The sequence below is a fragment of the Rhodococcus sp. 5G237 genome (assembly GCF_053764735.1).
Map to the genome: position 1 here is coordinate 412,949 of NZ_JBSNCD010000003.1, position 23,259 is coordinate 436,207.

General features: G+C 69.3%; 23 protein-coding genes. 4 read left to right on the forward strand and 19 right to left on the reverse strand.

Features of this window, described 5'->3' with window-relative positions:
- Positions 1 to 62: 62 nt before the first annotated feature.
- From tatB to sigE, 4 genes are all read right to left on the reverse strand, one after another.
- Positions 63 to 467: a Sec-independent protein translocase protein TatB gene (gene tatB, locus ACWPOC_RS08485; RefSeq protein WP_120281878.1), complete on the reverse strand. Its 405-nt coding sequence runs from the start codon at positions 465 to 467 to the stop codon at positions 63 to 65.
- Between the two features lie 92 nt (positions 468 to 559).
- Positions 560 to 2,161, reverse strand: a complete 1,602-nt coding sequence (locus ACWPOC_RS08490; protein ID WP_120281877.1) for a S1C family serine protease — start codon at positions 2,159 to 2,161, stop codon at positions 560 to 562.
- A gap of 82 nt (positions 2,162 to 2,243) precedes the next feature.
- The gene (locus ACWPOC_RS08495; RefSeq protein WP_060651698.1) at positions 2,244 to 2,576 is read right to left on the reverse strand and encodes an anti-sigma factor family protein; all 333 of its coding nucleotides are present in this window, start codon (positions 2,574 to 2,576) and stop codon (positions 2,244 to 2,246) included.
- Positions 2,577 to 2,592: 16 nt separating this feature from the next.
- Positions 2,593 to 3,228 (reverse strand): RNA polymerase sigma factor SigE, encoded by a 636-nt coding sequence (gene sigE / locus ACWPOC_RS08500; RefSeq protein ID WP_120281875.1) that lies wholly within the window; start codon positions 3,226 to 3,228, stop codon positions 2,593 to 2,595.
- Between the two features lie 316 nt (positions 3,229 to 3,544).
- Here sigE and ACWPOC_RS08505 point away from each other — a divergent pair, with 316 nt between their 5' ends.
- A complete protein-coding gene (locus ACWPOC_RS08505; RefSeq protein WP_159418896.1) occupies positions 3,545 to 4,180 on the forward strand; it encodes an O-methyltransferase in 636 nt (211 codons plus the stop codon).
- Between the two features lie 69 nt (positions 4,181 to 4,249).
- Here ACWPOC_RS08505 and glgC read toward each other — a convergent pair whose 3' ends face one another.
- Positions 4,250 to 5,464: a glucose-1-phosphate adenylyltransferase gene (gene glgC / locus ACWPOC_RS08510; RefSeq protein WP_037190186.1), complete on the reverse strand. Its 1,215-nt coding sequence runs from the start codon at positions 5,462 to 5,464 to the stop codon at positions 4,250 to 4,252.
- A gap of 113 nt (positions 5,465 to 5,577) precedes the next feature.
- On the opposite strand from glgC, the gene glgA reads away from it, so the two are divergent.
- Positions 5,578 to 6,750, forward strand: coding sequence for a glycogen synthase (glgA, locus tag ACWPOC_RS08515; protein ID WP_120284064.1), 1,173 nt, complete (start codon positions 5,578 to 5,580; stop codon positions 6,748 to 6,750).
- On the opposite strand, the gene ACWPOC_RS08520 is transcribed toward glgA, so the two are convergent.
- The 10 genes from ACWPOC_RS08520 to dapE form a co-directional block, all read right to left on the reverse strand.
- A complete protein-coding gene (locus ACWPOC_RS08520; protein WP_159418897.1) occupies positions 6,737 to 7,633 on the reverse strand; it encodes a putative RNA methyltransferase in 897 nt (298 codons plus the stop codon). The two genes, glgA and ACWPOC_RS08520, sit on opposite strands and share 14 nt — an antisense overlap.
- Positions 7,634 to 7,717: 84 nt before the next feature.
- Entirely contained in the window at positions 7,718 to 7,885 is a 168-nt protein-coding gene (locus ACWPOC_RS08525) for a DUF3117 domain-containing protein (RefSeq protein ID WP_006554284.1), read from the reverse strand.
- A gap of 151 nt (positions 7,886 to 8,036) precedes the next feature.
- Entirely contained in the window at positions 8,037 to 8,660 is a 624-nt protein-coding gene (locus ACWPOC_RS08530) for a DNA-3-methyladenine glycosylase I (RefSeq protein ID WP_174247068.1), read from the reverse strand.
- On the reverse strand, positions 8,657 to 9,052 hold the full coding sequence (locus ACWPOC_RS08535; RefSeq protein WP_120281873.1) for a DivIVA domain-containing protein: 396 nt from the start codon (positions 9,050 to 9,052) through the stop codon (positions 8,657 to 8,659). Before ACWPOC_RS08535 ends, ACWPOC_RS08530 begins: the two co-directional genes overlap by 4 nt.
- 57 nt (positions 9,053 to 9,109) lie before the next feature.
- On the reverse strand, positions 9,110 to 10,027 hold the full coding sequence (locus ACWPOC_RS08540; RefSeq protein ID WP_159418899.1) for a glucosyl-3-phosphoglycerate synthase: 918 nt from the start codon (positions 10,025 to 10,027) through the stop codon (positions 9,110 to 9,112).
- Positions 10,024 to 10,944, reverse strand: coding sequence for a dihydropteroate synthase (folP, locus tag ACWPOC_RS08545; RefSeq protein WP_120281871.1), 921 nt, complete (start codon positions 10,942 to 10,944; stop codon positions 10,024 to 10,026). The genes ACWPOC_RS08540 and folP overlap by 4 nt, the downstream gene beginning before the upstream one ends.
- Before the next feature lie 18 nt (positions 10,945 to 10,962).
- Positions 10,963 to 12,714, reverse strand: coding sequence for a long-chain-acyl-CoA synthetase (locus tag ACWPOC_RS08550; RefSeq protein WP_159419299.1), 1,752 nt, complete (start codon positions 12,712 to 12,714; stop codon positions 10,963 to 10,965).
- Between the two features lie 148 nt (positions 12,715 to 12,862).
- Complete coding sequence (locus ACWPOC_RS08555; RefSeq protein ID WP_120281869.1) at positions 12,863 to 13,423, reverse strand: LOG family protein; 561 nt, start codon at positions 13,421 to 13,423, stop codon at positions 12,863 to 12,865.
- Positions 13,417 to 14,220, reverse strand: a complete 804-nt coding sequence (locus ACWPOC_RS08560; protein ID WP_006550564.1) for an LOG family protein — start codon at positions 14,218 to 14,220, stop codon at positions 13,417 to 13,419. Before ACWPOC_RS08560 ends, ACWPOC_RS08555 begins: the two co-directional genes overlap by 7 nt.
- A gap of 10 nt (positions 14,221 to 14,230) precedes the next feature.
- Positions 14,231 to 15,307, reverse strand: a complete 1,077-nt coding sequence (gene dapE / locus ACWPOC_RS08565; protein ID WP_120281868.1) for a succinyl-diaminopimelate desuccinylase — start codon at positions 15,305 to 15,307, stop codon at positions 14,231 to 14,233.
- A 98-nt stretch (positions 15,308 to 15,405) separates the two neighbouring features.
- Between dapE and dapD the strand changes: the two genes are divergently transcribed.
- Together dapD and ACWPOC_RS08575 are read left to right on the forward strand one after the other, a co-directional pair.
- Positions 15,406 to 16,359 (forward strand): 2,3,4,5-tetrahydropyridine-2,6-dicarboxylate N-succinyltransferase, encoded by a 954-nt coding sequence (gene dapD, locus ACWPOC_RS08570; protein ID WP_060651706.1) that lies wholly within the window; start codon positions 15,406 to 15,408, stop codon positions 16,357 to 16,359.
- A gap of 108 nt (positions 16,360 to 16,467) precedes the next feature.
- Positions 16,468 to 17,805, forward strand: coding sequence for an amino acid permease (locus ACWPOC_RS08575; RefSeq protein ID WP_225623812.1), 1,338 nt, complete (start codon positions 16,468 to 16,470; stop codon positions 17,803 to 17,805).
- On the opposite strand, the gene ACWPOC_RS08580 is transcribed toward ACWPOC_RS08575, so the two are convergent.
- The 4 genes from ACWPOC_RS08580 to ACWPOC_RS08595 form a co-directional block, all read right to left on the reverse strand.
- The gene (locus ACWPOC_RS08580) at positions 17,774 to 19,459 is read right to left on the reverse strand and encodes a substrate-binding domain-containing protein (protein WP_230790800.1); all 1,686 of its coding nucleotides are present in this window, start codon (positions 19,457 to 19,459) and stop codon (positions 17,774 to 17,776) included. The two genes, ACWPOC_RS08575 and ACWPOC_RS08580, sit on opposite strands and share 32 nt — an antisense overlap.
- Before the next feature lie 99 nt (positions 19,460 to 19,558).
- Positions 19,559 to 20,812: a PucR family transcriptional regulator gene (locus tag ACWPOC_RS08585; protein WP_120281865.1), complete on the reverse strand. Its 1,254-nt coding sequence runs from the start codon at positions 20,810 to 20,812 to the stop codon at positions 19,559 to 19,561.
- A 171-nt stretch (positions 20,813 to 20,983) separates the two neighbouring features.
- The gene (locus ACWPOC_RS08590; protein ID WP_159418903.1) at positions 20,984 to 22,414 is read right to left on the reverse strand and encodes an acyl-CoA synthetase; all 1,431 of its coding nucleotides are present in this window, start codon (positions 22,412 to 22,414) and stop codon (positions 20,984 to 20,986) included.
- A gap of 57 nt (positions 22,415 to 22,471) precedes the next feature.
- Positions 22,472 to 23,176, reverse strand: a complete 705-nt coding sequence (locus ACWPOC_RS08595) for a rhomboid family intramembrane serine protease (RefSeq protein ID WP_455408410.1) — start codon at positions 23,174 to 23,176, stop codon at positions 22,472 to 22,474.
- Between the last annotated feature and the right edge of the window lie 83 nt (positions 23,177 to 23,259).

The following is a 23,259-nucleotide window of genomic DNA, read 5'->3' on the forward strand; positions in this document are numbered from 1 at the left end:
ACCCCGATATCGATCGAGCCCCCGCCGTGCTTCACGGCGGGGGCTCGATCGTAGGAAAGCTGTCAGGTGGCGTCGGGATCGATCGGCGGCTTCTCGTCCGGGGCGAGCGGCTTCGACAGGTTCGGCCGGCTCGCGCCGTTGGTGGGCGTTCCCGGGGCCGCCGAGGACGGCTTGTCGAAGTTGCCGGTGAGGACCGAGTCGTCGCCGTCGAGCAGATGCTTGGTGATCACGGCCCGCGGTGTCATGCCGCGCAGCTGGTTCAGCTCGGACAGGGGTTGCCGCAGGTCGTCGAACTCCGGTCCGAGTTCCTCCTTGAGCTGGTCGCGCGCACCCGTGGCGTAGTCGCGTACCTGACGCAGCGACTTGGCCACCCACGAGACGGCGCCGGGCAGGCGCTCCGGGCCGAGAACCACGAGGGCCGCCACGATGAGTACCAGGAACTCGCCCCAACCGATGTTGCCGAACACGCATCCAGGGTACGTGGTCTCGTCCGGATCGCAGCACCTACGCGGAAGCTCACATCACGCGGCTGGGACGTTCGGTCCGAGACAGGGACCGTTCAGTCGGAGACGGGGGTGACCTCGACGTCGACGAGGCGGCCGTTGCGCACGAGCTGGACGGTGATCGGCTCGTCGATCTCCTGCTGCTGGACCGCCACGACGAGCTCGTCGGCGCTGGTGACCTCGCGGTCGCCGACCTTGACGATGACGTCGCCCTCGACGATGCCTGCGCGCTGGGCCGGGCTGTCCTGACGGACGTTGGCGACCTCCGCGCCGCTCGCGACGTCGTTGACGACCGAGCGTGCGTTCACGCCGATGTCCGGGTGCCGCATCTCGCCCGTGCGGATCAGCTCCTGCGCCACCTCGGTGACGTCGTCGATGGGGATCGCGAAGCCCAGACCCACCGAACCGCCGGTCTCCGACTTGATCGCGGAGTTGATGCCGATCACGCGACCCTCCATGTCGATGAGGGGGCCGCCGGAGTTGCCGGGGTTGATCGAGGCGTCGGTCTGGACGGCGTCGATCACCGCGTCGGTGTCGGTGCCTTGCCCGCTGAGCCGCATGGGCCGGTGCAGCGCACTGACGATGCCGCGGGTGACGGTCTTGCTCAGGCCGAGCGGCGAACCGACCGCGACGACGTCCTCGCCCACCTGGACGTCCTCGGAGCGGCCCAGTTCGGCGACGACCAGGTTGTCGACGTTCTCGACGGCGAGCACGGCCAGGTCGGTCTTGATGTCGCGTCCGACGATCGAGGCGGGCACCTTCGTGCCGTCGTCGAAGGTGACCTGCACCTTCGCGTCGGGATTTCCGGCGGCCATCGAGATGACATGGTTGTTGGTGACGATGTAGCCGGCGCCGTCGATCACCACGCCCGAGCCGGTGCCGGCGTCGCCACCGACGGTGGTCTGGATGGAGACGACCGCAGGCAGCACGGTGTCGGCGACACGCGCGACCGCGCCGGTCGGCAGTTCCTCGTCGGGACCCGACTGGCTCAGCGTCACTCCGCGACTGGTCAGCGAACCGTTGTCGGCGGTCGCGAGCGCGACGACGAGTCCGCCGACCATGCCGATCACGACGGCCACCGCGGCCAAGGTCGCGAGTGCGCGGGGTTGGACGCGGCGGTCGAACAACACCTCACGCAGGGTGAGTCCGGGGGCCGGGGGAAGTTCCTTCTCCTCGGCCTCCCCGGCCAGGGGCGGACCGAGCCGCACCGCGGAGTCGGGGTCGCGCCACGGATCGGGTTCGGTGTCGTCCTCGGTCTCGGCTGCGGGCTGAGCGGGAGGACGCTGGAGTGTCTCGTCGGCGTCGGACGGACGTCCGTAGGCCTCGGCCAGGATCGCGTCGGTCGGGGGCGCCTGCTGGACGCGCGGGTCGACGACGCGGGGATGGACCGAGGAGTCGAACGAGCCCTCGGCACCGGGCGGGCGTCCGAAGACCCGTGCGGATGCCTGGTCGACGGTGGGTCGGTAGACGGGCCGGGGTTCGAGGCGGGGAGCGTCATCAGGGCGCGTGATCGCTCCGTCGGACCCACCCGACGAGGCGTTGCCGGACGAGCCTCTTCCCGACGAGTCCTTACCGGATGAGGCATGGGGCAGCTCGTCGTCGCGACGAGGATCGTCGCCGGCTCGTCGTTCGGTGTGCTGCGCAGATTCGGCCGTCACGCGTGCCCGTCTCCCCCGTCTAGGTCCGTCACGCAGCCCAGTATCACCGATGGCATCGGATCACCTGTTACCGCCCGTCCGGTCACCGGCGCCGGAGAATCGACCAGCGGCGCGCGGCGAAGCCTTCCTCTGCCTGCGGGTGCGGGGATGGATCGCACAGGTGTGAAGGGATGTTGCTGAGCGTCCCGAGCAGTGAACTCGGCATACGCGGTACGTGATCGGCAGCGGACCGCAGTGCGTGGCGGGCCTGCTGCTGGGCTTCGACCTCGGCGGCACACTCCGGACACATCGACAGGTGCTGGGCGGCCCGCATGTAGGCCGCCATGCGCAGTTCGCCGTCGACGAAAGCGGCAACTGCCTCGCTGGCGAGATGTTCAGTGGAGCCGAACCTGCGAGGTGGTTGCACCATCGTCATCACTACCTCCCGGCGGCTACCCCGCATCGACGCGACCGTTTTCGACCTTTCCATGCTCGCGCAGGTACTCGCGGAGTGCCTGGCGGCCTCGGTGGATACGACTACGTACCGTACCGAGTTTCACCCCCAGTGTGGCACCGATCTCCTCGTAGGACAGACCTTCGATGTCACAGAGCACCACCGCGGCACGGTACTCGGGTCCGAGCGAGTCCAGAGCGGACTGCAGGTCGGCGCCGAGACGCGCGTCGTGGTAGATCTCCTCGGGGTTCGGCCCTGCGGCCGGTACCCGATCGTAGTCCTCCGGGAGCGCTTCCATCCGGATGCGGTTCCGGCGGCGCACCATGTCCAGGAAGAGGTTCGTGGTGATGCGATGCAACCAGCCCTCGAAAGTGCCGGGCTGATAGTTCTGCAACGACCGGAAGACGCGGATGAAGGTCTCCTGCGTGAGATCCTCCGCGTCCTGAGCGTTGCCGGAAAGACGGTAGGCGAGTCGGTAGACACGGTCGCCGTGCTCACGAACGAGTTCGTCCCACGACGGCATCGCCGCGCGGTCCCCGGTGGCATCGAACGCCGCGGTGCCGCTCAGGTCCGCCTCGAAGGCAGCGTCGAGCGCCGAGGCGTCGTTCTCGGGAACGGTGTGGGATCGGGTCATGTGGATCGGTGGATCCTCCTCGTCGGGACCGCAGTCATACGGGCTTCGGGGCCTACAACACGCGACCTGCAGGGAATATTCCTTCACAGGAACGTTCCACGAGGCCGGTGCGTCCTCGAAGTCGTGAACCGGTGCGATCGTCCGGTTCGTCGAGTGTCAGTTTTCCTCGCGGCCATGTGGCCGCCGTATGAGTAACCTGAAACGTCGCTGAGAAAACCGGTCCGGGCATGTTCATCCGCCGAAATCACACAACTGACGGCACCACTCCGTGCGCGCCTGCCTGCGCGAACGAATCGCCGAGGATAGCCTCAGTGAGGTGCAGACCAACGCCGATCGCATCCTGACCCACGCCGAGAACATCGTCGTCGAGGACGACGAGCTCGCCGCGGCGCGTGACCGTGCCGAAGATCTGGGCGCCGACCCGGTGTCCCCCTCCGTCGGAGCCACCCTCGCGATGTTCGCCCGCATGCTCGACGCGAAGACGGTAGTGGAGATCGGGACCGGTGCGGGTGTGAGCGGGCTGTGGTTGCTGCACGGCCTCCGCGAGGACGGCGTGCTCACCACGATCGACAGCGAACCGGAACATCAGCGGGCCGCGAAGATCGCCTTCCGCGAGGCCGGCATCGTGGCGTCGCGCACCCGGCTCATCAACGGCCGCGCGCTCGACGTGCTGCCGCGACTCGCCGACTCCGGCTACGACATGGTCTTCGTCGACGCGACCCCCGCCGACCATCCGCACTTCGTGCGCGAGGGCGTGCGTCTGCTCCGGCCCGGTGGCGTGATCGTTCTGCACAACGCCCTGCTCGACGGACGGGTCGCCGACCCCGCCGCCCGCGACGCGACGGTGCTCGCGGTGCGCGAGGCCACCCGCGCGGTGTCCGACGACGAGCGCCTCGCCCCGGTGGTCCTGCCGCTCGGCGACGGCCTGCTCTGCGCGGTGCGCCTCAGTTGATCTGCGGCGGTGCGCCTCAGCTGATCTGCGCGGTGCGCCCCGGCGTCCGGCTTCGGAGCAGGCACAGTCTCAGATCCAGATGCCCTTGCCGATGGCGACGACACCACCGTTGCTGACCGCGAACCGCTGACGGTCGCGCTCGAGGTCGACGCCGATGATCTCGCCGTCGCCGACGACGACGTTCTTGTCGAGGATCGCTCGTCGCACGACCGCACCCTTGCCGATGCGCACACCGGGCATGAGCACGCTGCCCTCGACGGTCGCTCCGTCGTCGACCATGACGTTCGAGCTGAGCACCGAGTTGCGGACCGTGGCGGCCGACAGGATGCTGCCGGCACCGACGATCGATTCCTGCGCCAGACCACCCTGTACGAACTTCGCGGGCGGCAGGTTCTCGGCGGCACCGCGGATGGGCCAGCGCCGGTTGTAGAGATTGAAGATCGGGTGGACCGACACGAGGTCCATGTGGGCGTCGTAGAAGGCGTCGAGCGTACCGACGTCGCGCCAGTAGGCACGGTCGCGTTCGGTCGCGCCCGGGACGACGTTGTCGTTGAAGTCGTAGACGTGGGCCTCGCCCTGCTCGACGAGCGCGGGGATGATGTCGCCGCCCATGTCGTGGTCGGAGTCGGGATTCTCCGAGTCGGCCCGCAGCGCCTCGACGAGGACCTTCGTGGTGAAGACGTAGTTGCCCATGGACGCGAACGTGACGTTGGGGTCGTCGGGCGTTCCGGGCGGGTGTGCGGGCTTCTCGAGGAACTGGGTGATCCTGCCGCTCTCGTCGCTGTCGATGCAGCCGAACGCGAAGGCTTCGCTCCGCGGGACGCGGATACCGGCGACGGTGACACCGGCTCCCGACTCGATGTGCTGGCGCACCATCTGCTCGGGGTCCATCCGGTACACGTGGTCGGCGCCGAAGACCACGATGTACTCGGGATCCTCGTCGTAGACCAGGTTGAGCGACTGCAGGATCGCGTCGGCGCTGCCGGTGTACCAGCGGGGACCGAGTCGCTGCTGGGCCGGCACCGGGGTGATGTACTCACCGGTGAATCCGGACAGGCGCCAGGTCTGCGAGATGTGCCGGTCGAGGGAGTGCGACTTGTACTGCGTGAGAACGCAGATGCGCAGGTAACCGGCATTCACGAGATTGCTGAGCACGAAATCGATGAGGCGGTACGCGCCCCCGAACGGCACTGCCGGCTTGGCTCTGTCCGCGGTCAGCGGATACAGACGTTTGCCCTCGCCGCCGGCGAGAACGATTCCAAGCACATGGGGCTGGCTCCTCACACGCTTCAACCTATCCCCCGACCCAGGCCACCGCCAGCGAAGCGGAATCTCGACGCCGATCGGAGTGTCGGGGCCGGGTGGCCGGAACCTGCGCGGCCCGCTACTTTGAGGCGGTGAGGGTGGCAATGATGACGCGGGAATATCCGCCTGAGGTGTACGGCGGGGCCGGAGTCCACGTCACCGAACTCGTCGAACAACTGCGTCGACTGGTCGAGGTCGACGTGCACTGCACGGGTGCACCGCGCGACACCGCGTTCGTGCACTCCCCCGACCCGGCACTGCGCGACGCCAATCCCGCCCTGACGACCCTGTCCGCCGGGTTGCGCATGGCGCACGCCGCGGCCGGAGTCGACGTGGTGCACTCGCACACCTGGTACACCGGGCTGGCCGGTCATCTCGCCGCCGAACTCCACGATGTCCCGCACATCCTCACCGCGCACTCCCTCGAGCCGCGACGGCCGTGGAAGGCCGAGCAGCTCGGCGGCGGTTACCGCATCTCCTCCTGGTCCGAACGCAACGCCGTCCGGTACGCCGACGCGATCATCGCGGTCAGCGACGGGATGCGCCTCGACGTGCTCGACGCCTACCCCTTCGTCGATCCTGCTCGGGTCCACGTGGTGCGCAACGGGATCGACACCGCCGTCTGGCATCCGGGTCCGGCCGAGCCGGGCCACGAGTCCGTCGTCACCCGCATCGGTCTCGATCCGGACCGCCCGATCGTCGTGTTCGTGGGCCGCATCACCCGGCAGAAGGGCGTCGGGCACCTGATCGCCGCGGCGCACCACCTCGATCCCGATATCCAGCTCGTCCTGTGTGCCGGCGCGCCCGACACCCCCGAGATCGCCGCCGAGACCGAACGCGCGGTGGCCGCCCTGCAGGAGGCCCGCGACGGGGTGCACTGGGTGCGCGAGATGCTGCCCACCGCATCGGTCCGCGAACTTCTCTCGGCGGCAACGGTTTTCGTCTGCCCCTCGGTGTACGAGCCGCTGGGGATCGTCAACCTCGAGGCGATGGCCTGCGAGACCGCCGTGGTGGCCTCCGACGTGGGAGGCATCCCGGAGGTGGTGCAGGACGGGATCACCGGGCGCCTGGTGCACTACGACGCGTTCGACACCGCGACCTACGAGCGTGCACTGGCCGACGCCGTCAACGACGTCGCGCGCGACCGCGACCGGGCCGCACAGTGGGGCCGGGCCGGACGCGACCGCGCCGTCAGCGAGTTCTCGTGGGCGCAGATCGCCCGTCAGACCGTCTCCGTCTACCAGCAGGTGATCACGGCGCGCTAGGTTCGTCGGCCGTCCCGACCCGTCGCCACGTGGTGACGGTGACCGACACCGTCACGTCGAACGGGTCGGGCAGAGAGGCCAGCAACTCCGCACGCCGGTCGGAGGTCACGTGGTGGGCCGACGGGCCCATCCCCGCGACGAGGCCGAGCGCCTCGCGCGGGAATGCGGCCGTGAAGCGCACGTCCGTCCGTCCCGCCCGCTCGAAACGTCCCGACAGGGCGGACGAGAGCCGCTCGGTCTTCCGGTCGTCCACGCTCACCATGCCGGGTAGCGCGACCAGTTCGCGCAGATGCTCCGAGGTGGGTGTCGCGACGACGAGCGTTCCGCCGGGGGCGAGCACGCGGTGGCTCTCGGCAGCGTTGCGCGGCGCGAACACCGACAGCACATGGGTGAGCGAGGCCGACTTCACGGGCAGTCGTTGCCACGCGTCGGCGAGGATCGCTCCGGTCCGGGGATGGCTGCGGGCGATGCGGCGCACCGCGGGCTTGGAGACGTCGAGTCCGATGCCGCGCGCTGCCGGCAGGGCGTCGAGCACGGACGCGAGGTACTGCCCCGTACCGGCCCCGACCTCGAGGATCGCAGCGTCGGCGGGTGCGTCCACCGAATCGGCAGTGTCCACCGCATCGGCCGTGTCGACGCAGGCGTCGGCTACCGCGCGGCGGATGGGGTCGTAGTGCCCGGCACCGAGGAAGTCGGCGCGGGCGGCGATCATGTCGGCGGTGTCGCCGGTGAACGGCGTCGAACCGCCGGCGAGCAGCGACACGTAGCCCTGGCGTGCGACGTCGAAGCTGTGCCCGCGATCGCACATCACGACGTTGTCGTCGAGGTCGAGCGCGGACTCGCAGTGAGGGCACGCGAGAAGGTCGATCACGTCGGCGAGCATCGCGCCTCCGATCGTGTTCTCAGGACGACACCGGGCCCCGCGCGCCGAGAAGCGCGGGGCCCGGAGTGCCCTGAGAGGGGCCGATCAGCTGGTGACACTCTTGAGTTCGTCGCCGAGTGCCGCAGCCTCTTCCGGCGTGAGCTCGACGACCAGACGTCCGCCGCCCTCGAGTGGAACCCTCATGACGATTCCTCGTCCCTCTTTGGTTGCTTCGAGGGGACCGTCCCCGGTCCGGGGCTTCATGGCCGCCATCCTCTGCTCCCTCCAAATCTGCACCCGACCGCCGGGCGCGTGGGTTACCGTGTGGTTGCATCGCCGGTCGCGGCGACGCGCACCTTCTCATTCTTCCCTATCCGGAATACGTGCGCGTAGCTGACTCCTGGGTAAGAGACTCCTCCGGGTTCTACGGGTCGAGTGACACCCAGCACGATTCGAGGTGATCGTCGACCATCCCGGTGGCCTGCATCAGCGCATATGCGGTGGTAGGGCCCACAAACCGGAAGCCGTGACGCTTCAGCTCACGGGCCATCGCCGTGGACTCCGGCGTCACTGCCGGAATCTCCTCGACCGTTACCGACCGTCGCGCGCGTCGCGGCGGTGCGAACGACCACAGCAGCTCGTCGAGGTCGGTGGGCAGTTCGAGCACGGCCCGCGCGTTGGCGATCACCGCCTCGATCTTGCGGCGGTTGCGCACGATGCCGGGGTCGGCGAGCAACCTCTCGACGTCGGCCTCCGTGAAGCGGGCGACCGCCTCGACGTCGAAGCCCTGGAATGCCGCGCGGAAGGCCTCCCGCTTGCGCAGGATCGTCAGCCACGACAATCCCGACTGGAACGCCTCGAGGGAGAGCCGCTCGAACATCTCGTCGCGGCCGTGGAGCGGCCGGCCCCACTCGTAATCGTGATAGTCGCGGTAGAGCGACGAACCGGGACCGTCGACCGCCCACGGGCACCGCACGCGGTCGTCGGCATCGGTTACGGCAGCGTGCTCGTCGGTGTCGACCACGGGTCCTTGCTCGTCGGCCGTCATCGCGACTCCCCCGTCGACTCCGACGATGCGCTCTCCGGAACGTCCTCCGCTTCGAGCTCTTCTGCCCCGACGTCCTGCCCGGCACCGTCGACCGACTCTCCCGCCGCGCGGGCCTCGGCGTCGGCGAGACGGACCCGCAGCTCGTCGACCTCGCGGGCGAGACGATCGAGCGCCCAGTCGACCTCGCTCATCTTGTAACCCCGCACGGTCTGCTGGAACCGCAGGTCGCGGATGTCGGTGCCGGTGACGTCGGTGGCCGGCAGCACCGTGACGGTGGTGCCCGGAGGCAGCGGCGCCAACGTCTCACCCCGGCCGAAGACGGCGCTCGCGACGAAGAACAGCACGGCGGCGACGCCCGCCATCACGAGCACGTACAGCAGAACCGTGAGCATGCTCCGATCTTGGCACGAGCGTCCGACACCGGCCGGGGCCGGTGCCGGACGGCCGGTTCAGCCGGTGACCGTCACCATCGGTGGCCGGTCGGTGAGATCGACGGAGGTGTCGAACGGGACGAACGCGTCGCCCTCCACCAGGAACTGGGTGAGCGGCGCCCCCGAATCGGGGATCCCGCATCGCGAGAGCATCGTGCCCACGATCTGCCGGCTCATCGCCCCGAGTTCGGACAGCGGCCGGTTGCGGTGCTTGCGGACCCCGAGGTTGACCTGCGCGATCGCGTGGAGACCGAACCGGTCGTAGGTGTCGAGCAGCAACCCGATCTCCACCCCGTAACCCGGTGCGAACGGAACCGATTCGAGCAGTTCCCGCGTGCCCGCGTACTCACCGCCGAGCGGTTGCAGCACACAGGTCAGCTCCGGTCGCAGTGCCGCGAGCAGCGGCCGTGCGACGAGCTCGGTGACGCGGCCACCACCGTGGGCGTCCTCGCCACCACCGGTGCGCAGGGGACGCCGGTAGTACCCCTTGACGAGGTGCACACCGTCGCCGAGCAGCAGGGGCCCGAGCAGTTTCGGCACGAAGGCCGGATCGGGATCGATCAGATCGGAGTCGACGAAGGCGATGAGGTCGCCGGAGGTCGCGGCGAGCGACCGCCACAGCACCTCGCCCTTGCCCGGGACCGGTTCGATGCCCGGTACCGCCTCCTCCCTGGACATGACGCGGGCACCCGCCGCCCGCGCCCGGGAGGCGGTCTCGTCGGTGGAACCCGAATCGAGGACCACCAATTCGTCCACGAGACCGCCGAGCAGCGGGTGGATCGTGTCGATCACTCCCGCGACGGTCTCCTCCTCGTTGAGGGCGGGCAACACCACGGTCACCGTGCGGCCGGCCTTGGCCGCGATCAGCTCGTCGATCGCCCAGGCGGGCCGATCCCAGCTGTTGGCCTCGTTCCACGTGCGTACAGGTGCACTCATGCCAACCCCCTCACCGTGCGCGCCGGCGGGCGTGTGCCCGCGATCGCCGCGACCATGTCGACCACCCGACGTGTGGCTGCCACCTCGTGTACCCGGAACATCCGTGCGCCGGCCGCTGCGGCCAGAGCTGTCGCTGCCAATGTGCCCTCCAACCGGTCGGCGAGTTCGACTCCCAGAGTCTCCCCCACGAAGTCCTTGTTGCTCAGCGCCATAAGCACAGGCCACCCGGTTTTTACAAGAACGTCCACGTGCCGCAACAGAGCGAGTCCGTGATGGGTGTTCTTTCCGAAATCGTGGGTCGGATCGATGAGGATCGAGTCGCTCGCAACGCCGGCGCGGGCGGCGGCGTCCGCGGCGGCGACGACCTCCGCGACCACCTCCCCGACGATGTCGGTGTACCGCACGCGGTGCGGCCGGGTGCGCGGGACGGCACCGCCGGTGTGGGAGCAGACGATGCCGGCCCCGAGCTCGGCGGCGACCGCGACGAGTTCGGGATCGGCACCGGCCCACGTGTCGTTGATCAGATCGGCGCCCTCGCCCACGGCGCGACGCGCGACCTCGCTGCGCCAGGTGTCGACGCTGATGAGCACATCCGGATACCGCTCGCGGATGGCGGCGACGAACGGCACGACGCGCCGGATCTCCTCGTCGCTGTCGACGACCTCACCCGGCCCGGCCTTCACCCCGCCGATGTCGACGAGGTCGGCACCCTCGGCCACCGCGCGGTCGACGGCGGCGAGCGCCGCGTCGTCCTCGAAGGTCGCTCCCCGGTCGTAGAACGAGTCCGGGGTGCGGTTGACGATCGCCATGACGAGCGCCCGGTCGGTGGCGACGGGGCGCCCGCACAGGGTGGACGGTGCCGGACCGGGACGGGTCACGGGGGTCTGCTCGTCGACTTCGGTCGCGGGGCCGCTCATGATCCCATCCTGACATGCTCAGCGAGCGGGCAATTCTCCCCGCGCGATGCCGTCGACGAAGCCGTCGAAGATCGGCCGGTAGCCCTCGCTGCGACTCGCGAGCACGTACACCTCGTCCTCACCGGTCTCGGAGTAGCCCTGCTTGCGCAGATCGACCTTCCGGCTCTTGAAGGTCGTCGTGTACTCGAGCTCGTCGACGATGCGGACGAAGAGCGGGACCGCGTAGTCCGGCAACGCGTCGTGCAGCGACTTCGCGAGCGCCGCTCCGTCGAGCTCGGCGCCCTCCTTCAGGGTGATCGCGGCCATCCCGGCGCGGCCGTCGGCCCCATCGACCTCTACGCCGTAGACGACGACCTCGGCGACCGTCTCGTGCGACGACACCGCGGCCTCGACCTGCGTGGTCGCGACGTTCTCGCCCTTCCACCGGAAGGTGTCGCCGAGCCGGTCGACGAACGCGACGTGCATCCAGCCCTGGTCGCGGACGAGGTCGCCGGTGTCGAACCAGACGTCGCCGTCGGAGAACGCGTCGCGCAGCAACTTCTTCTCGGTGGCCTCGGGATCGGTGTATCCGTCGAAGGGCGCGCGGGAGGTGACCTTCGCGAGGAGCAGTCCGACCTCGCCCTTGCCGACCTTCTTCAGGCGGCCGTCGTCACCGCGGCGCGCCTGCCCGGAATCGGGGTCGTAGTCGACGACGGCGTAGGGCAGCGGGCAGATGCCGGCGGTGCGCTTCTGGTCGAGCGCGTTGATGAAGGCGATGTTGCATTCGCTGGCGCCGTAGAACTCCGCGACGCGGTCGATGCCGAAGCGTTCGGTGAACTCGTCCCACAGTTCGGCACGCAGACCGTTGCCGACGGCCAGGCGGATCCCGTGATCGGCGTCGTCCTCCCGCGGCGGCTGGTTGAGCAGGTAGCGGCAGATCTCACCGATGTAGATGAAGGCCGTGGCGCCGTTGCGCTCCGCGTCGTCCCAGAAGTTGGACGCCGAGAACTTCCGGCCGAGCCCGAAGGTGGCCCCGGCAGCGAGCACCGAGGACAACGCGACCGTCAGAGCGTTGTTGTGGTAGAGCGGCAGGCAGGAGTACAGGACGTCGGTGCGGCGCAGGCGCACACCGAGACTGCCGAGGCCCGACATCGACTTCAGCCACCGGAAGTGCGTCATGCGGCTGGCCTTCGGCAGTCCTGTCGTGCCGGAGGTGAAGATGTAGTAGGCCGTCTCGGACGCCCGCAGGTCCTCGGTGACGGCGGGATTCGACGCGTCGGCGTCGCGGGCGGCGGTGTCGAGTTCGTCGAAGCGCAGCACGGTGCGGGCCTGCGGTTCGCCGCCGAGGGAGTCGACGGCCTCCTCGCACTCCTCCCCGATCACGAGGGCGGCGCTGTCGAGCAGCGACAGGCTGTGCTCGAGCACCTCACCACGCTGGTTGATGTTGAGCATGCCGGCGGCCGCGCCGAGCTTGACCGCGGCCAGCGCGACCAGCAGGGTCTCGGGCCGGTTGCCCATGAGGATGCCGACGACGTCGCCCTTGCCGACACCGCGATCGGCGAGCACCGCTGCGTACCGGTTGACCCGAGCGTTGGCCTCGCCGTACCCGATGGTGGCGCCCTCGAACCGGATGAAGGGCCGCTCCGGGTGACGCTCGGCGAGCTTCTGGAAGACCGACCCGATCGTCTCGCGGGCGGTCGGCTTCCGGGTCATCCCGACTGCTCCGCGCAACACGATGGGGAGATCGGGGGCCATCCGGGGCAGTTTCGAGACGAGTCCGGGCAGGGACACGACGGGGGCATTGTCTCGATCGGATCGAGTGGTCACGACACATTTCCTCACGGCGACGTCGGGGACGGGCGGGCTCGCTCGGGCGACACCCATGGCGTTCCCCCGAACTTACCGAAGAGTAGATAAGCGCGCGCCGAAGTGGAACACCTCAGACCGCCGCGTACGGCGCAGCGCACCGGTCGAGCGCATCGGCGAGGTCGGTGGTGACCGCGAGACCGTCGAGTGCGCGTTGCGCGACGAAACCGGTGTCGACCATCGATCCGAGCCAGCCGAGCAGGCCGTCGAAGTGCCCCGTGGGATCGAGCAGGACCACCGGCTTGTCATGCATACCGAGATACCCCGCGGTCCACGTCTCGAACAGTTCCTCGAGGGTTCCGATGCCGCCGGGCAGGGTCAGGAAGGCGTCGGCGCGGTCCTCCATGATGCGTTTGCGCTCGCGCATCGTCTCGGTGACGATCAGCTCGTCGGCGTCGACGTCCGCGACCTCGCGGTGCACGAGCGCCTTGGGAATGACCCCGATCGTGTGCGCCCCCGCCGCGCGGGCCGCGTCGGCGACCGCGCCCATCATCGACACGTTGCCGCCGCCGGAGACCAGCTGCCAGCCCCGTCGGCCGATCTCGGTGCCGACCGCGGCGGCGAGTTCGAGGAACTTCTGGTCGACAGGGCCCGACGCGCAGTACACACAGACCGACAGAGCTTCGGTCACCATCCACTCCCGTTTCCGTACAGTTCGTTCTCGTCCTCGCCGCGATGCGCCTCGAGGATGATGTCCACCGTCTCCTCGACGCTGTCGGTGACGAAGAGGAGGTCGAGATCGGCGGGCGAGATCTTGCCGCCGCGGACCAGGGTCTCGCGCAACCATCCCACCAGGCCGTTCCAGTACTCCGAACCGAACAGCACGATGGGGAACTGCGTGATCTTGCGGGTCTGCACGAGGGTCAGTGCCTCGAACAGCTCGTCGAGCGTCCCGAAACCGCCGGGCAGGCACACGAACGCCTGCGAGTACTTCACGAACATCGTCTTGCGCGCGAAGAAGTACCGGAAGTTCAGTCCGAGATCGACCCACTCGTTGAGGCCCTGCTCGAAGGGCAGCTCGATCCCCAGTCCGATCGACAGTCCCCCGGCCTCGCTGGCACCGCGGTTGGCCGCCTCCATCGCGCCCGGGCCGCCACCGGTGACGACGGCGTATCCGGCGTGGACGAGTGCGGCGCCGAGCTCGCGGCCGATCTCGTACTCCTCGTGACCGGCCGGGGTGCGTGCCGATCCGAAGACGGTGACGGCGCGGGGCACCTCGGCGAGCGCACCGAAGCCTTCGACGAACTCGCTCTGGATCCGCAGTACACGCCACGGATCGGTGTGCACCCAGTCGGACGGGCCGCGGCGATCGAGCAGCCGCTGGTCCATCGTCGTCGCCTCGCGGGCGAGAGAACCACGCAGTTGCACCGGACCCTGGTGCACGACCTCGCGCCGGGAGCCACGTTCGGAGGAGGAGTTGTCGCCGGACATGGCGGTCACGTTATCGGGTGAGGTAGGAGCGCAGAACGGAGGTCACCTCGGTGATCCGACCGACCTCGACGTGCTCGTCGCGCTTGTGCGCGAGGTTCGGGTCGCCCGGCCCGTAGTTGACGGCCGGAATCCCCAGCGCGGCGAACCGCGAGACGTCGGTCCAGCCGTACTTGGCCCGGAACTTCCCGCCGGCGGCCTCGACGAGCGCGGCCGCGGCCGGGTTCGACAGTCCGGGCAGCGCGCCGGGCGACATGTCGGTGAGTTCCATCGAGATCGCGAGACCGTCGAAGACCTCGCGGACGTGCGCGAGTGCGTCGTCGGGGCTGCGATCCGGGGCGAACCGGAAGTTCACGTCGAGCGCAGCGGCGTCGGGCACCACGTTCCCGGCGACACCGCCCTCGATGCGCACGGCCGACAGTCCTTCCCGGTACACACAGCCGTCGATGTCGACCGACCGTGCCTCGTAGCGGGCCAGACGGTCGAGCACGGGAGCGAGCTTGTGGATCGCGTTGTCGCCGAGCCAGGAGCGCGCCGAATGTGCCCGCACGCCGTCGGTCGTGATGCGCACCCGCAGGGTGCCCTGGCAACCGGCCTCGATCTCACCCGAGGTAGGTTCGCCGAGGATCGCGACGTCCGCGTCGAGCCAGTCGCGCAGTTCGGTCTCGATCCGGCCGAGCCCGTTGTACGCGGCCGCGATCTCCTCGCAGTCGTACATCACGATCGTCAGGTCGTGAGCGGGATCGGTGACGGTCGCTGCGAGGTGCAGGAAGACGGCGTCGCCGGCCTTCATGTCGGAGGTGCCGCAGCCCCACAGCAGGTCGCCGTCGCGCCGCGACGGCACGTTGTCGGCGATCGGGACGGTGTCGAGGTGGCCGGCGAGCATCACGCGGCTGCCGAGCCCGCGGTTCGTCCGCGCCAGGACACAGTTGCCGTTGCGCACGATCTCGAAGCCGTCGGTCTGCTCCCGCAGGGCCACTTCCACGGCGTCGGCGATGAGCGTCTCGTCCTGCGACACGCTCGGGATGTCGACGAGCGCGGCGGTCAGTTCGACGGGGTCGGCGTGCAGGTCCAGCTGCGGTACGGGCATACCTGCACGATACGAAACGCGTCCGTCCCTCAGACCCCGCACACGATTTTCTCAGGGGGGACACAGGCGCAGGACCGCCTCGCGTACGCTTCTCACCCGTGAGTGCACACGGAGCATCAGCAGTAGGCATCGCGAACATCACGGAGGACGGGACCGTCCTCGACACGTGGTACCCGGCACCCGCCCTCGGCGAGCCGAGCGAGACCGGAACCACGCGACTCGAGGGTACGGACATCCCGTCCGATCTCGCCCTGCTCGCCGGTCACGACGAGGCGCGCGAGGTCCAGCAGGTCGTGGTGCGCACCGATATCGCAGACCTGTCGAAGCCGCCCGTCGACACTCACGACGCCTACCTGCGCCTGCACCTGCTGTCGCACCGTCTCGTCCAGCCGCACGGACTCAACCTCGACGGCATCTTCGGTCTGCTCGCGAACGTCGTGTGGACCAACTACGGCCCGTGCTCGCTCGAGAACTTCGAGACCGTGCGCTCGCGTCTGCGCATCCGCGGACCGGTGACCGTCTTCGGTGTCGACAAGTTCCCCCGCATGGTCGACTACGTCGTTCCCGCCGGTGTCCGCATCGCCGACGCCGACCGCGTCCGCCTCGGCGCGCACCTCGCGTCCGGCACCACCGTCATGCACGAGGGCTTCGTCAACTTCAACGCCGGCACGCTCGGCAACTCGATGGTCGAGGGCCGCATCTCCGCGGGTGTCGTCGTCGACGACGGTTCCGACATCGGTGGCGGCGCCTCGATCATGGGCACCCTCTCCGGTGGTGGCAAGGAGGTCATCTCCGTCGGCAAGCGCTGCCTGCTCGGCGCGAACGCGGGCGTGGGCATCTCGCTCGGGGACGACTGCATCGTCGAGGCCGGCCTGTACGTCACCGCCGGCACCAAGGTCACCGGCCCGGACGGCACCGTCGTCAAGGCCGCGACCCTCAGCGGCGCGTCCAACCTCCTGCTGCGACGCAACTCGGTGAGCGGCGCGGTCGAGGTCGTGCCGAACAAGGGCAGCGGAGTCGAACTGAACGCGGCTCTGCACGCCAACGACTAGCTCTGCACCCCACGACAGATTCGGAACCGAGAAACTGTGAGTGAAACCCAGCGGCCGGCTTCCGAGGTCGAACATCTCGGGAGCGGCCTGAAGGTCCGTCATCTGACCATGATGGGACTCGGCTCCGCCATCGGCGCGGGCCTGTTCCTCGGTTCCGGAGTGGGTATCGCCGCCGCCGGTCCGGCCATCATCGTGTCGTACCTGCTCGCCGGCGTGATGATCATCTTCGTGATGCGCATGCTCGGCGAGATGGGTGCCGCGCTGCCGGTGAGCGGTTCGTTCTCCCACTACGCACGCATCGGAATCGGCCGCTGGGCCGGATTCAGCATGGGTTGGTTGTACTGGTTCATGCTGATCATGGTGCTCGGTGTCGAGATCACCGGCGCCTCCGCGATCGTGCAGTCGTGGCTACCGGGCGTACCCCAATGGGTGGTCGCGCTGGTGTTCGTCACCTTCTTCGCGGTGGTCAACCTCGCGCGGGTCGCCAACTTCGGTGAATTCGAGTTCTGGTTCGCGGCCCTGAAGGTCGCGGTCATCCTCGGGTTCCTGGTGATCGGTATCCTGCTCGTGTTCGGCCTGCTCCCCGGCACCGAACCCGTCGGCACCACGCACCTGCTCGGCGACGGCGACGGTTTCGCGCCCAACGGCATCGCCGGCATCGCGGCCGGCCTGCTCGCGGTGGCCTTCGCGTTCGGCGGCATCGAGATCGTCACGATCGCCGCGGCCGAATCGAAGGACCCGGAACGGTCCATCGCGACCGCCGTGCGCAGCGTCGTCTGGCGTATCTCGATCTTCTACCTCGGGTCGATCTCGATCATGGTGCTCGTGCTGCCGTGGACCGCGGCGAGCGGCGAGACGTCCCCGTTCGTCTCGGTGCTCGACATCGCCGGCCTCCCCTACGCGTCCGGCTTCATGGAACTCGTCGTGGTGATCGCGCTGCTGTCGGCGTTCAACGCCAACGTCTACGGCACCTCCCGCATGGCCTACTCGCTGGCGCGCGGCGGCGACGGCCCGGCCTGGCTCAGCAAGCTCACCCACCACGGAGTGCCCCGCAACGCGGTGCTCGTCTCGGTGTTCTTCGGCTTCGTCAGCGTATGGCTCAACTGGTTGCTGCCCGACACCATTCTCGGGATCCTGCTCAACGCCGTCGGATCGGCGCTCATCGCGATCTGGCTGTTCATCGTCGTCTCGCATCTGCGGTTGCGTCGCAAGTTCGAGCGCGAGGGCACCATTCGCCTGCGCATGTGGCTGTTCCCCTATCTCAGCTGGTTCACGCTCGCGATGCTCATCGGCTTCATCGTGCTGATGCTGTCCGACAGCGCGGCCCGGGTCCAGCTCGCGTCGACCTTCGTGCTGTTCCTGATCATCACGGCGCTCGGCCTGATCTGGCACCGCACCCACGACAGGACGGCCGTCAGCCACCCGTCCGATCGGCCAGCGCAGTGAGCACGAGCTCGGTGATGTCGAGCGGATCGCTCGTCCGGTAGTTCACCCCTCCGGTCGCCGCAGCGATCTGCTCGAGGGTCGCGGTGTCGACGTCCTCGCCGAGTCCGATCGTCACGATCCGGACCGGCCTGGACGGATCGTTCTCGTTCGAGAGGACGGCGAGCAGTTCGTCCTTCGAGATCTCGGAGCCGTCGTCGGCACCATCGGTCACCACGACGACACTGTTGGCCGCTCGCGGGTCGTAGCTGTCCTGCACGTACCGGAAGGCCGCGAGGATCGTGTCGTAGAGCGCGGTGGTCTCGTCGGCCGTGCCGGCCATCTGCGCGACGAGCGCGGTGAGCCGGTCGCGATGGGTCCCGCCGTCCACCACGGCATCGAAGCGCCGGATCGGGGCCGCCATGATGTAGTCCCCCGAGGGTTCGGCCCGGTCGTTCGGCAAGGTGGCATAGTCGCTCACTCTGCCGCCGAAGAACCACAGGCCGGCCGAGACGTTCCCGGGCAGGACCTCGTTGGCGGCGGTCGCGGCGCGTCGGACCAGTTCGATCCGGCTCTCGTCGCCGAGATTGCGGTTCATCGAAGCGGAGACGTCCACCGCGAACACGGTGCGCACGGGAAGGGCCTGCAACGCCCACACATTCATCGCTTCCTCGGCGACGGTCTCGTCGTCGAGTTCGAGCACCGGCACCGCGCCCACACCGCGGTCGTCGGGCAGGGGCCGTCCGCCTCCGCCCCGGAAGCCGTGACGGGCCAGCCTGTCGAGCCCTTCGGAGGTGTGCAGCGCGTCGGTCAGCGCGGTCGCGGCGGCCGCCGCGGCGTCGTGTCTCTCCCCGCGCGCGGTCACGATCACCGGATAGTCCACGAGCAGCGTCCCGGTGGCGGGTACCTCGATGCCCAGTTCGCGTTCGTGGACGCTGCGATAGGCCTCGACCTGCTGTTCGGTGCTCACCACCGTCCCGCCGTTCGCGACGGTCTCCTCGAGCAGCGTCGATCCGGTGGGCACCTCCTCGTCGCGGACCCCCTCCCGCTCGGCGAGCGGCGCCATGACGGGACGGACGGTGCCCATCGCGACGGGGTCGTCGGCGGCCTCCGCCAGCACCGCGCGGATGGCTCCCGCCGCGGGGCCGGAGCGCAGTGGGTTGCCGAAGACGAGATCCGGATCGGACAGGGCCTCCTGCCAGTCGGCCGCCGGTTCGACGGTGCCCGGCGCGCCCGCGATCACGAGCGGCGTGGTGGCGAGAGGGGTCGACACCGTGCGCACCGGGCCGGTAGCGGTCTCACCCGCCCACGACGCCCACCAACCGCCCGCCGGGAGCCACAGGTCGGGAACGTCGTCGGTCGCCAGTCGCGCCGACACCTCGCCCGGTTCCTGTTCGACGACCTCGAATTCGGTGCATCCGGATACCGCGATCTCCTCGATCACGGGTGCGAGGTCCGCGGTGACCGCCACGGTGTAGCGCTCGGAGTCGTCGCACCCGCTCTGCCCCTCCACGACGAGGAAGGCGACGGATCCGGCCGCGAGGACGAGGATCGCGGCAACGACGAGCCAGCGCGCACGACCCCTGCCCTGCCGACTCCTGTCCGGCCGTGCACCCCCACGCGCGCCGCCACGACGGCTCGGCGGATCCGACTCGGACGGTTCGGATTCCCCCGCCATGCGTCGGCCCCCTCGCGTTCACTCCGGGTGACGCCCCTCGGTCGCCCGAGACCGATGATATAGACCGACAGACCTCGGGAAGCCGAATCCGATGCGATATCAGCCCTGTTCGGAGCTCTCCAGTTCGAGTCGTCGAGCGATCAGCGCCGCCTGCAGTTGCCGCAGACCGGAGGGCCGGGTGGGGTCGAAGCCGGTGAGTTGCGCGACCCGCTTGAGCCGGTAGTCGACGGTGTTCGCGTGGACGTGCAAGGTCTTGGCCGTGAGCTGACGACTGAGGTCGTGGGCGATGTGCGTTTCCAGCGTCTCGACGAGTTCGGGTGATTCGTCGAGTGGGTCGAGTACGCGCGCGAGGTGGCGGCGTGCCGGTCCGGGCCGGGTGAGCTGGTATTCGAGGGCCAGATCCTTCATGCCGTAGGCCCCGACCGGACGGCCGAGCCGTCGCACGAGATCGAGCAACTCGTGGGCCTGCTTCGCGGCGGTGGGCACCTCCCGGACGGGAGCGTGGACGAGAGCGATCGTGACGGACACCCCCGCGACGGTCTCGATACGCTGCCGGAACTCCTCGATCGCCTCGGTCGTGGGTGATTCGGGGAGCAGGACGGTGCCGCCCTCGGGACCGAGCATCGCGAGATGGCGACCCTCGCAGATCGCTTCGAGTTCGGTCTCGACCCGCCGCAGGGTGCGCCGCGCGACGACCTCCGGCCGCACGTGCGGATTGCGTTCGTCGGGATGCCGGGTGAGCGAGACCGCGAGCACGGTGTAGGTGTCGGCGAGCACCAGCCCGGAGCGCTGCGCGACCGCCGCGGCGTCCTGCCCGCTCAGCAGCGCGGTGACCAGTTCCTGCGCGGCGACGTCGCGTTCGCGGCGGATGGCGTCGAGTTCGGCGACGAAACCGGTGGTCGCGGCGACGGTGACCTTCTCGAGCAGGGCCATCCACAGGCGGGACGCGTCGGCGACGGAGGAGACGTCGCCCTCCCGGGCCCGATCGGTGACCAGCTCCCAACCGAGGCGGATGCCTTCGTGGTAGATCCGGAGCATGTACTCGAGCCGGAATCCGGCGCGGGCCCACTGTGCGGCGCTGCTGCGCAGGTCGGCGAGCTCCGCGTCGGACGGCAGTTCTCCGGAGTCGAGGAGATGAATTGCGATGCGCAGGCAACGCACGGTGACCTCGGTGACGTCGCCGCGCAGTGATTCCCCCGGTCGGAGCGAACACGGAGCCACGTTGTCGGCGAAGTGCGCCACGAGTTTGCGGGCCACGGCCGGCAGATCGCGCAGCGGAACGGACGCGGGCTTCCCGTCCACCACGAAGAGCGGAGCGTTCTCACCGTCCCCCCGACGGTCGTGCCCGGGCAACCGGACCTGATCCGTTACAGACATCCCTCGAACCCCCATCGAAGTGAGTAGATCTACATACGGTGCAGTAGAGAATCCGCCTCGCAGTGTGACACATGCAACCCCTGTGACCGATTTTCCACGAAGTTCCGGTAACAGGAATTGCCCGCGGGCGCTCCCCCACCGACCCTGTCAGCCCAGTTTCTTCTTCTGCACCTTGCCCATCGCGTTGCGCGGAAGGTCGCTCACCACACGCACCTCCCGGGGCCGCTTGTGCACGGAGAGCTGTTGTGCGACAAGGTCGATCAGTTCCGATTCGTCGACCTCCGAGCCGTCGGCGGCGGGCACCACGAACGCGACGATCCGCTGACCGAGGTCGTCGTCGGGCAGGCCCACCACGGCCACCTCCCGCACAGCGGGATGGCCGAGCAGAACGGTCTCGATCTCCCCCGCACCGACCCGGAACCCGCCGGTCTTGATCAGATCGGTCGACTCGCGACCCACGATGCGGTGGAATCCACCCTCGTCGACGGCCGCCACGTCGCCGGTGACGAACCATCCGTCCTCGGTCCACGCGGCCGCAGTGGCCTCCGGCCTGTTCAGGTAGCCGTCGAAGAGCATCGGTCCACGCACCTGCAGGACACCGATGCTCTCCCCGTCGTGGGGCACGTCGCGGCCCTGCTCGTCGCGCAGTCGCGTCTCGACCCCGGCCACCGGCGTGCCGACCCAGCCGGGACGGCGCTCGCCGTCGACCCGCGTGCTGAGGGTCAGCATCGTCTCGCTCATGCCGTAGCGCTCGATCGGAACCAGCCCCGTGAGCTCACGCAGTCGTTCGAAGACCGGCACCGGCAGCGGCGCGCTGCCCGAGACGAGCAGTCGCGCGCCGCTGAGCGCGCGGGCGGAGTCCTCGTCCTCGACGACGCGTGTCCACACCGTCGGCACCCCGAAGTAGAGGGATCCCTGCGCTTCGGCGTAGGCCTGCGGGGTGGGCTTGCCCGTGTGGATCAGCCGGCTGCCCACACGCAGGGCCCCGACCACACCGAGCACGAGTCCGTGCACGTGGAACAGCGGCAGTCCGTGGACGAGCGTGTCGCGCTCGGTCCAGGCCCACGCCTCGGCGAGCGCGTCGATGCCCGCGGCGATCGCCCGGCGGCTCAGCAGCACGCCCTTCGGAGCGCCGGTGGTACCGGAGGTGTAGAGCACGAACGCGATTCGCGCGGGGTTCGGCTCGGGCAGGTGGTGCCAGTCGCGGGCGTGCAGGCGGACCGGCAGGCTCGGCAGCTGTGGAACGTCGGGATGCTGCACCTCCGGCGCCGGACCGAGCCAGGCCTGCGCACCCGAATCCGTCAGGATGTGGGCGAGTTCGGCGGGCCCCGAATCCGGCGGCACCGGCACCACGGTCGTCCCGGCGAGCAGGGCACCGGTCACGGCGACGACGGTGGTCGCGCTCGGAGTGGCGAGCACGGCCACCCGATCGGCGCGTGCCACCCGCGCCGCGACCGCGGTGGCCGCGCCGAGCAGATCGCTGCGGGAGAAGGTGTGGCCGTCGATACGAACGGCGTCCGGGAGATCGTCGCCGCGCGCGACGGCCAGCGGGTTCAGCGAACGAAGCAGTGCAGACACAGCAGCCACGATTCCATATCGCTCCCGCAGCCTCGCGGAGGCGGTCGGGTGTGGCGGTCAGGTGTGGATGTCGCCGCGCGCCGCGGACATCGATGTCCGCGCGAGATGTGCCGGGGGAAGCACAGTGGCCAGGACCGCGCCCAGCAGCATTCCGATGAGGACGGCCACGCCGTGCGCGTCGCCCGCGATCACGAGGACCACACCGAGAAGGAAGGTCGCCGCGGAGGCGACGAGCAGCGAGCGGGTCGCTCCGACGACCGGCCACAGTCCCGCGAGGGTCGCGGCCGAGGCGAGCGTCGCGCCGGTCGTTCCCGCGCCGTCGGACGGGAAGACGAAGGTGGTGAACAACCCCCACAGCACCTGGCCGACCAGGAACAACCCGAGGGCGCGGTACCACCCCCACACCTGCACGATCGCGACGGCGACCACCGCGAGCAACAGCAGGTTCACGACGGTGAGGAGCACACCGCCGTCCTCGATCAGACCGGCGGTGAGGACACGCCACCACTCCCCCCGGTCACGGGTGCGGACCGGCTGCCGCCGGAAGACGTCGAGCAGTCCGGGGAAGACGAGCCGCGCGAGTGAGGCCACCGCGACCACCGACCACAGGATCGTCGCCGCGACGGGTGGGGGCCACCAGAACGATCGCGTCGTCGCGTGCGCGGAGCTTCCCGAGTGGGAGCGCGACGCGCTCACCGCAGCGATGGCCACCACGGCGACGTAGAGCACCCACAGCAGCGGATCCTCACCGGACGAACTCACGGGGCCAATCTACCGGCGAGCCGCTCGCCGGGCGGTGCGTCGACGCTGTCACATCAGTGGCTGCGACTATCCGCCCAGCGGAG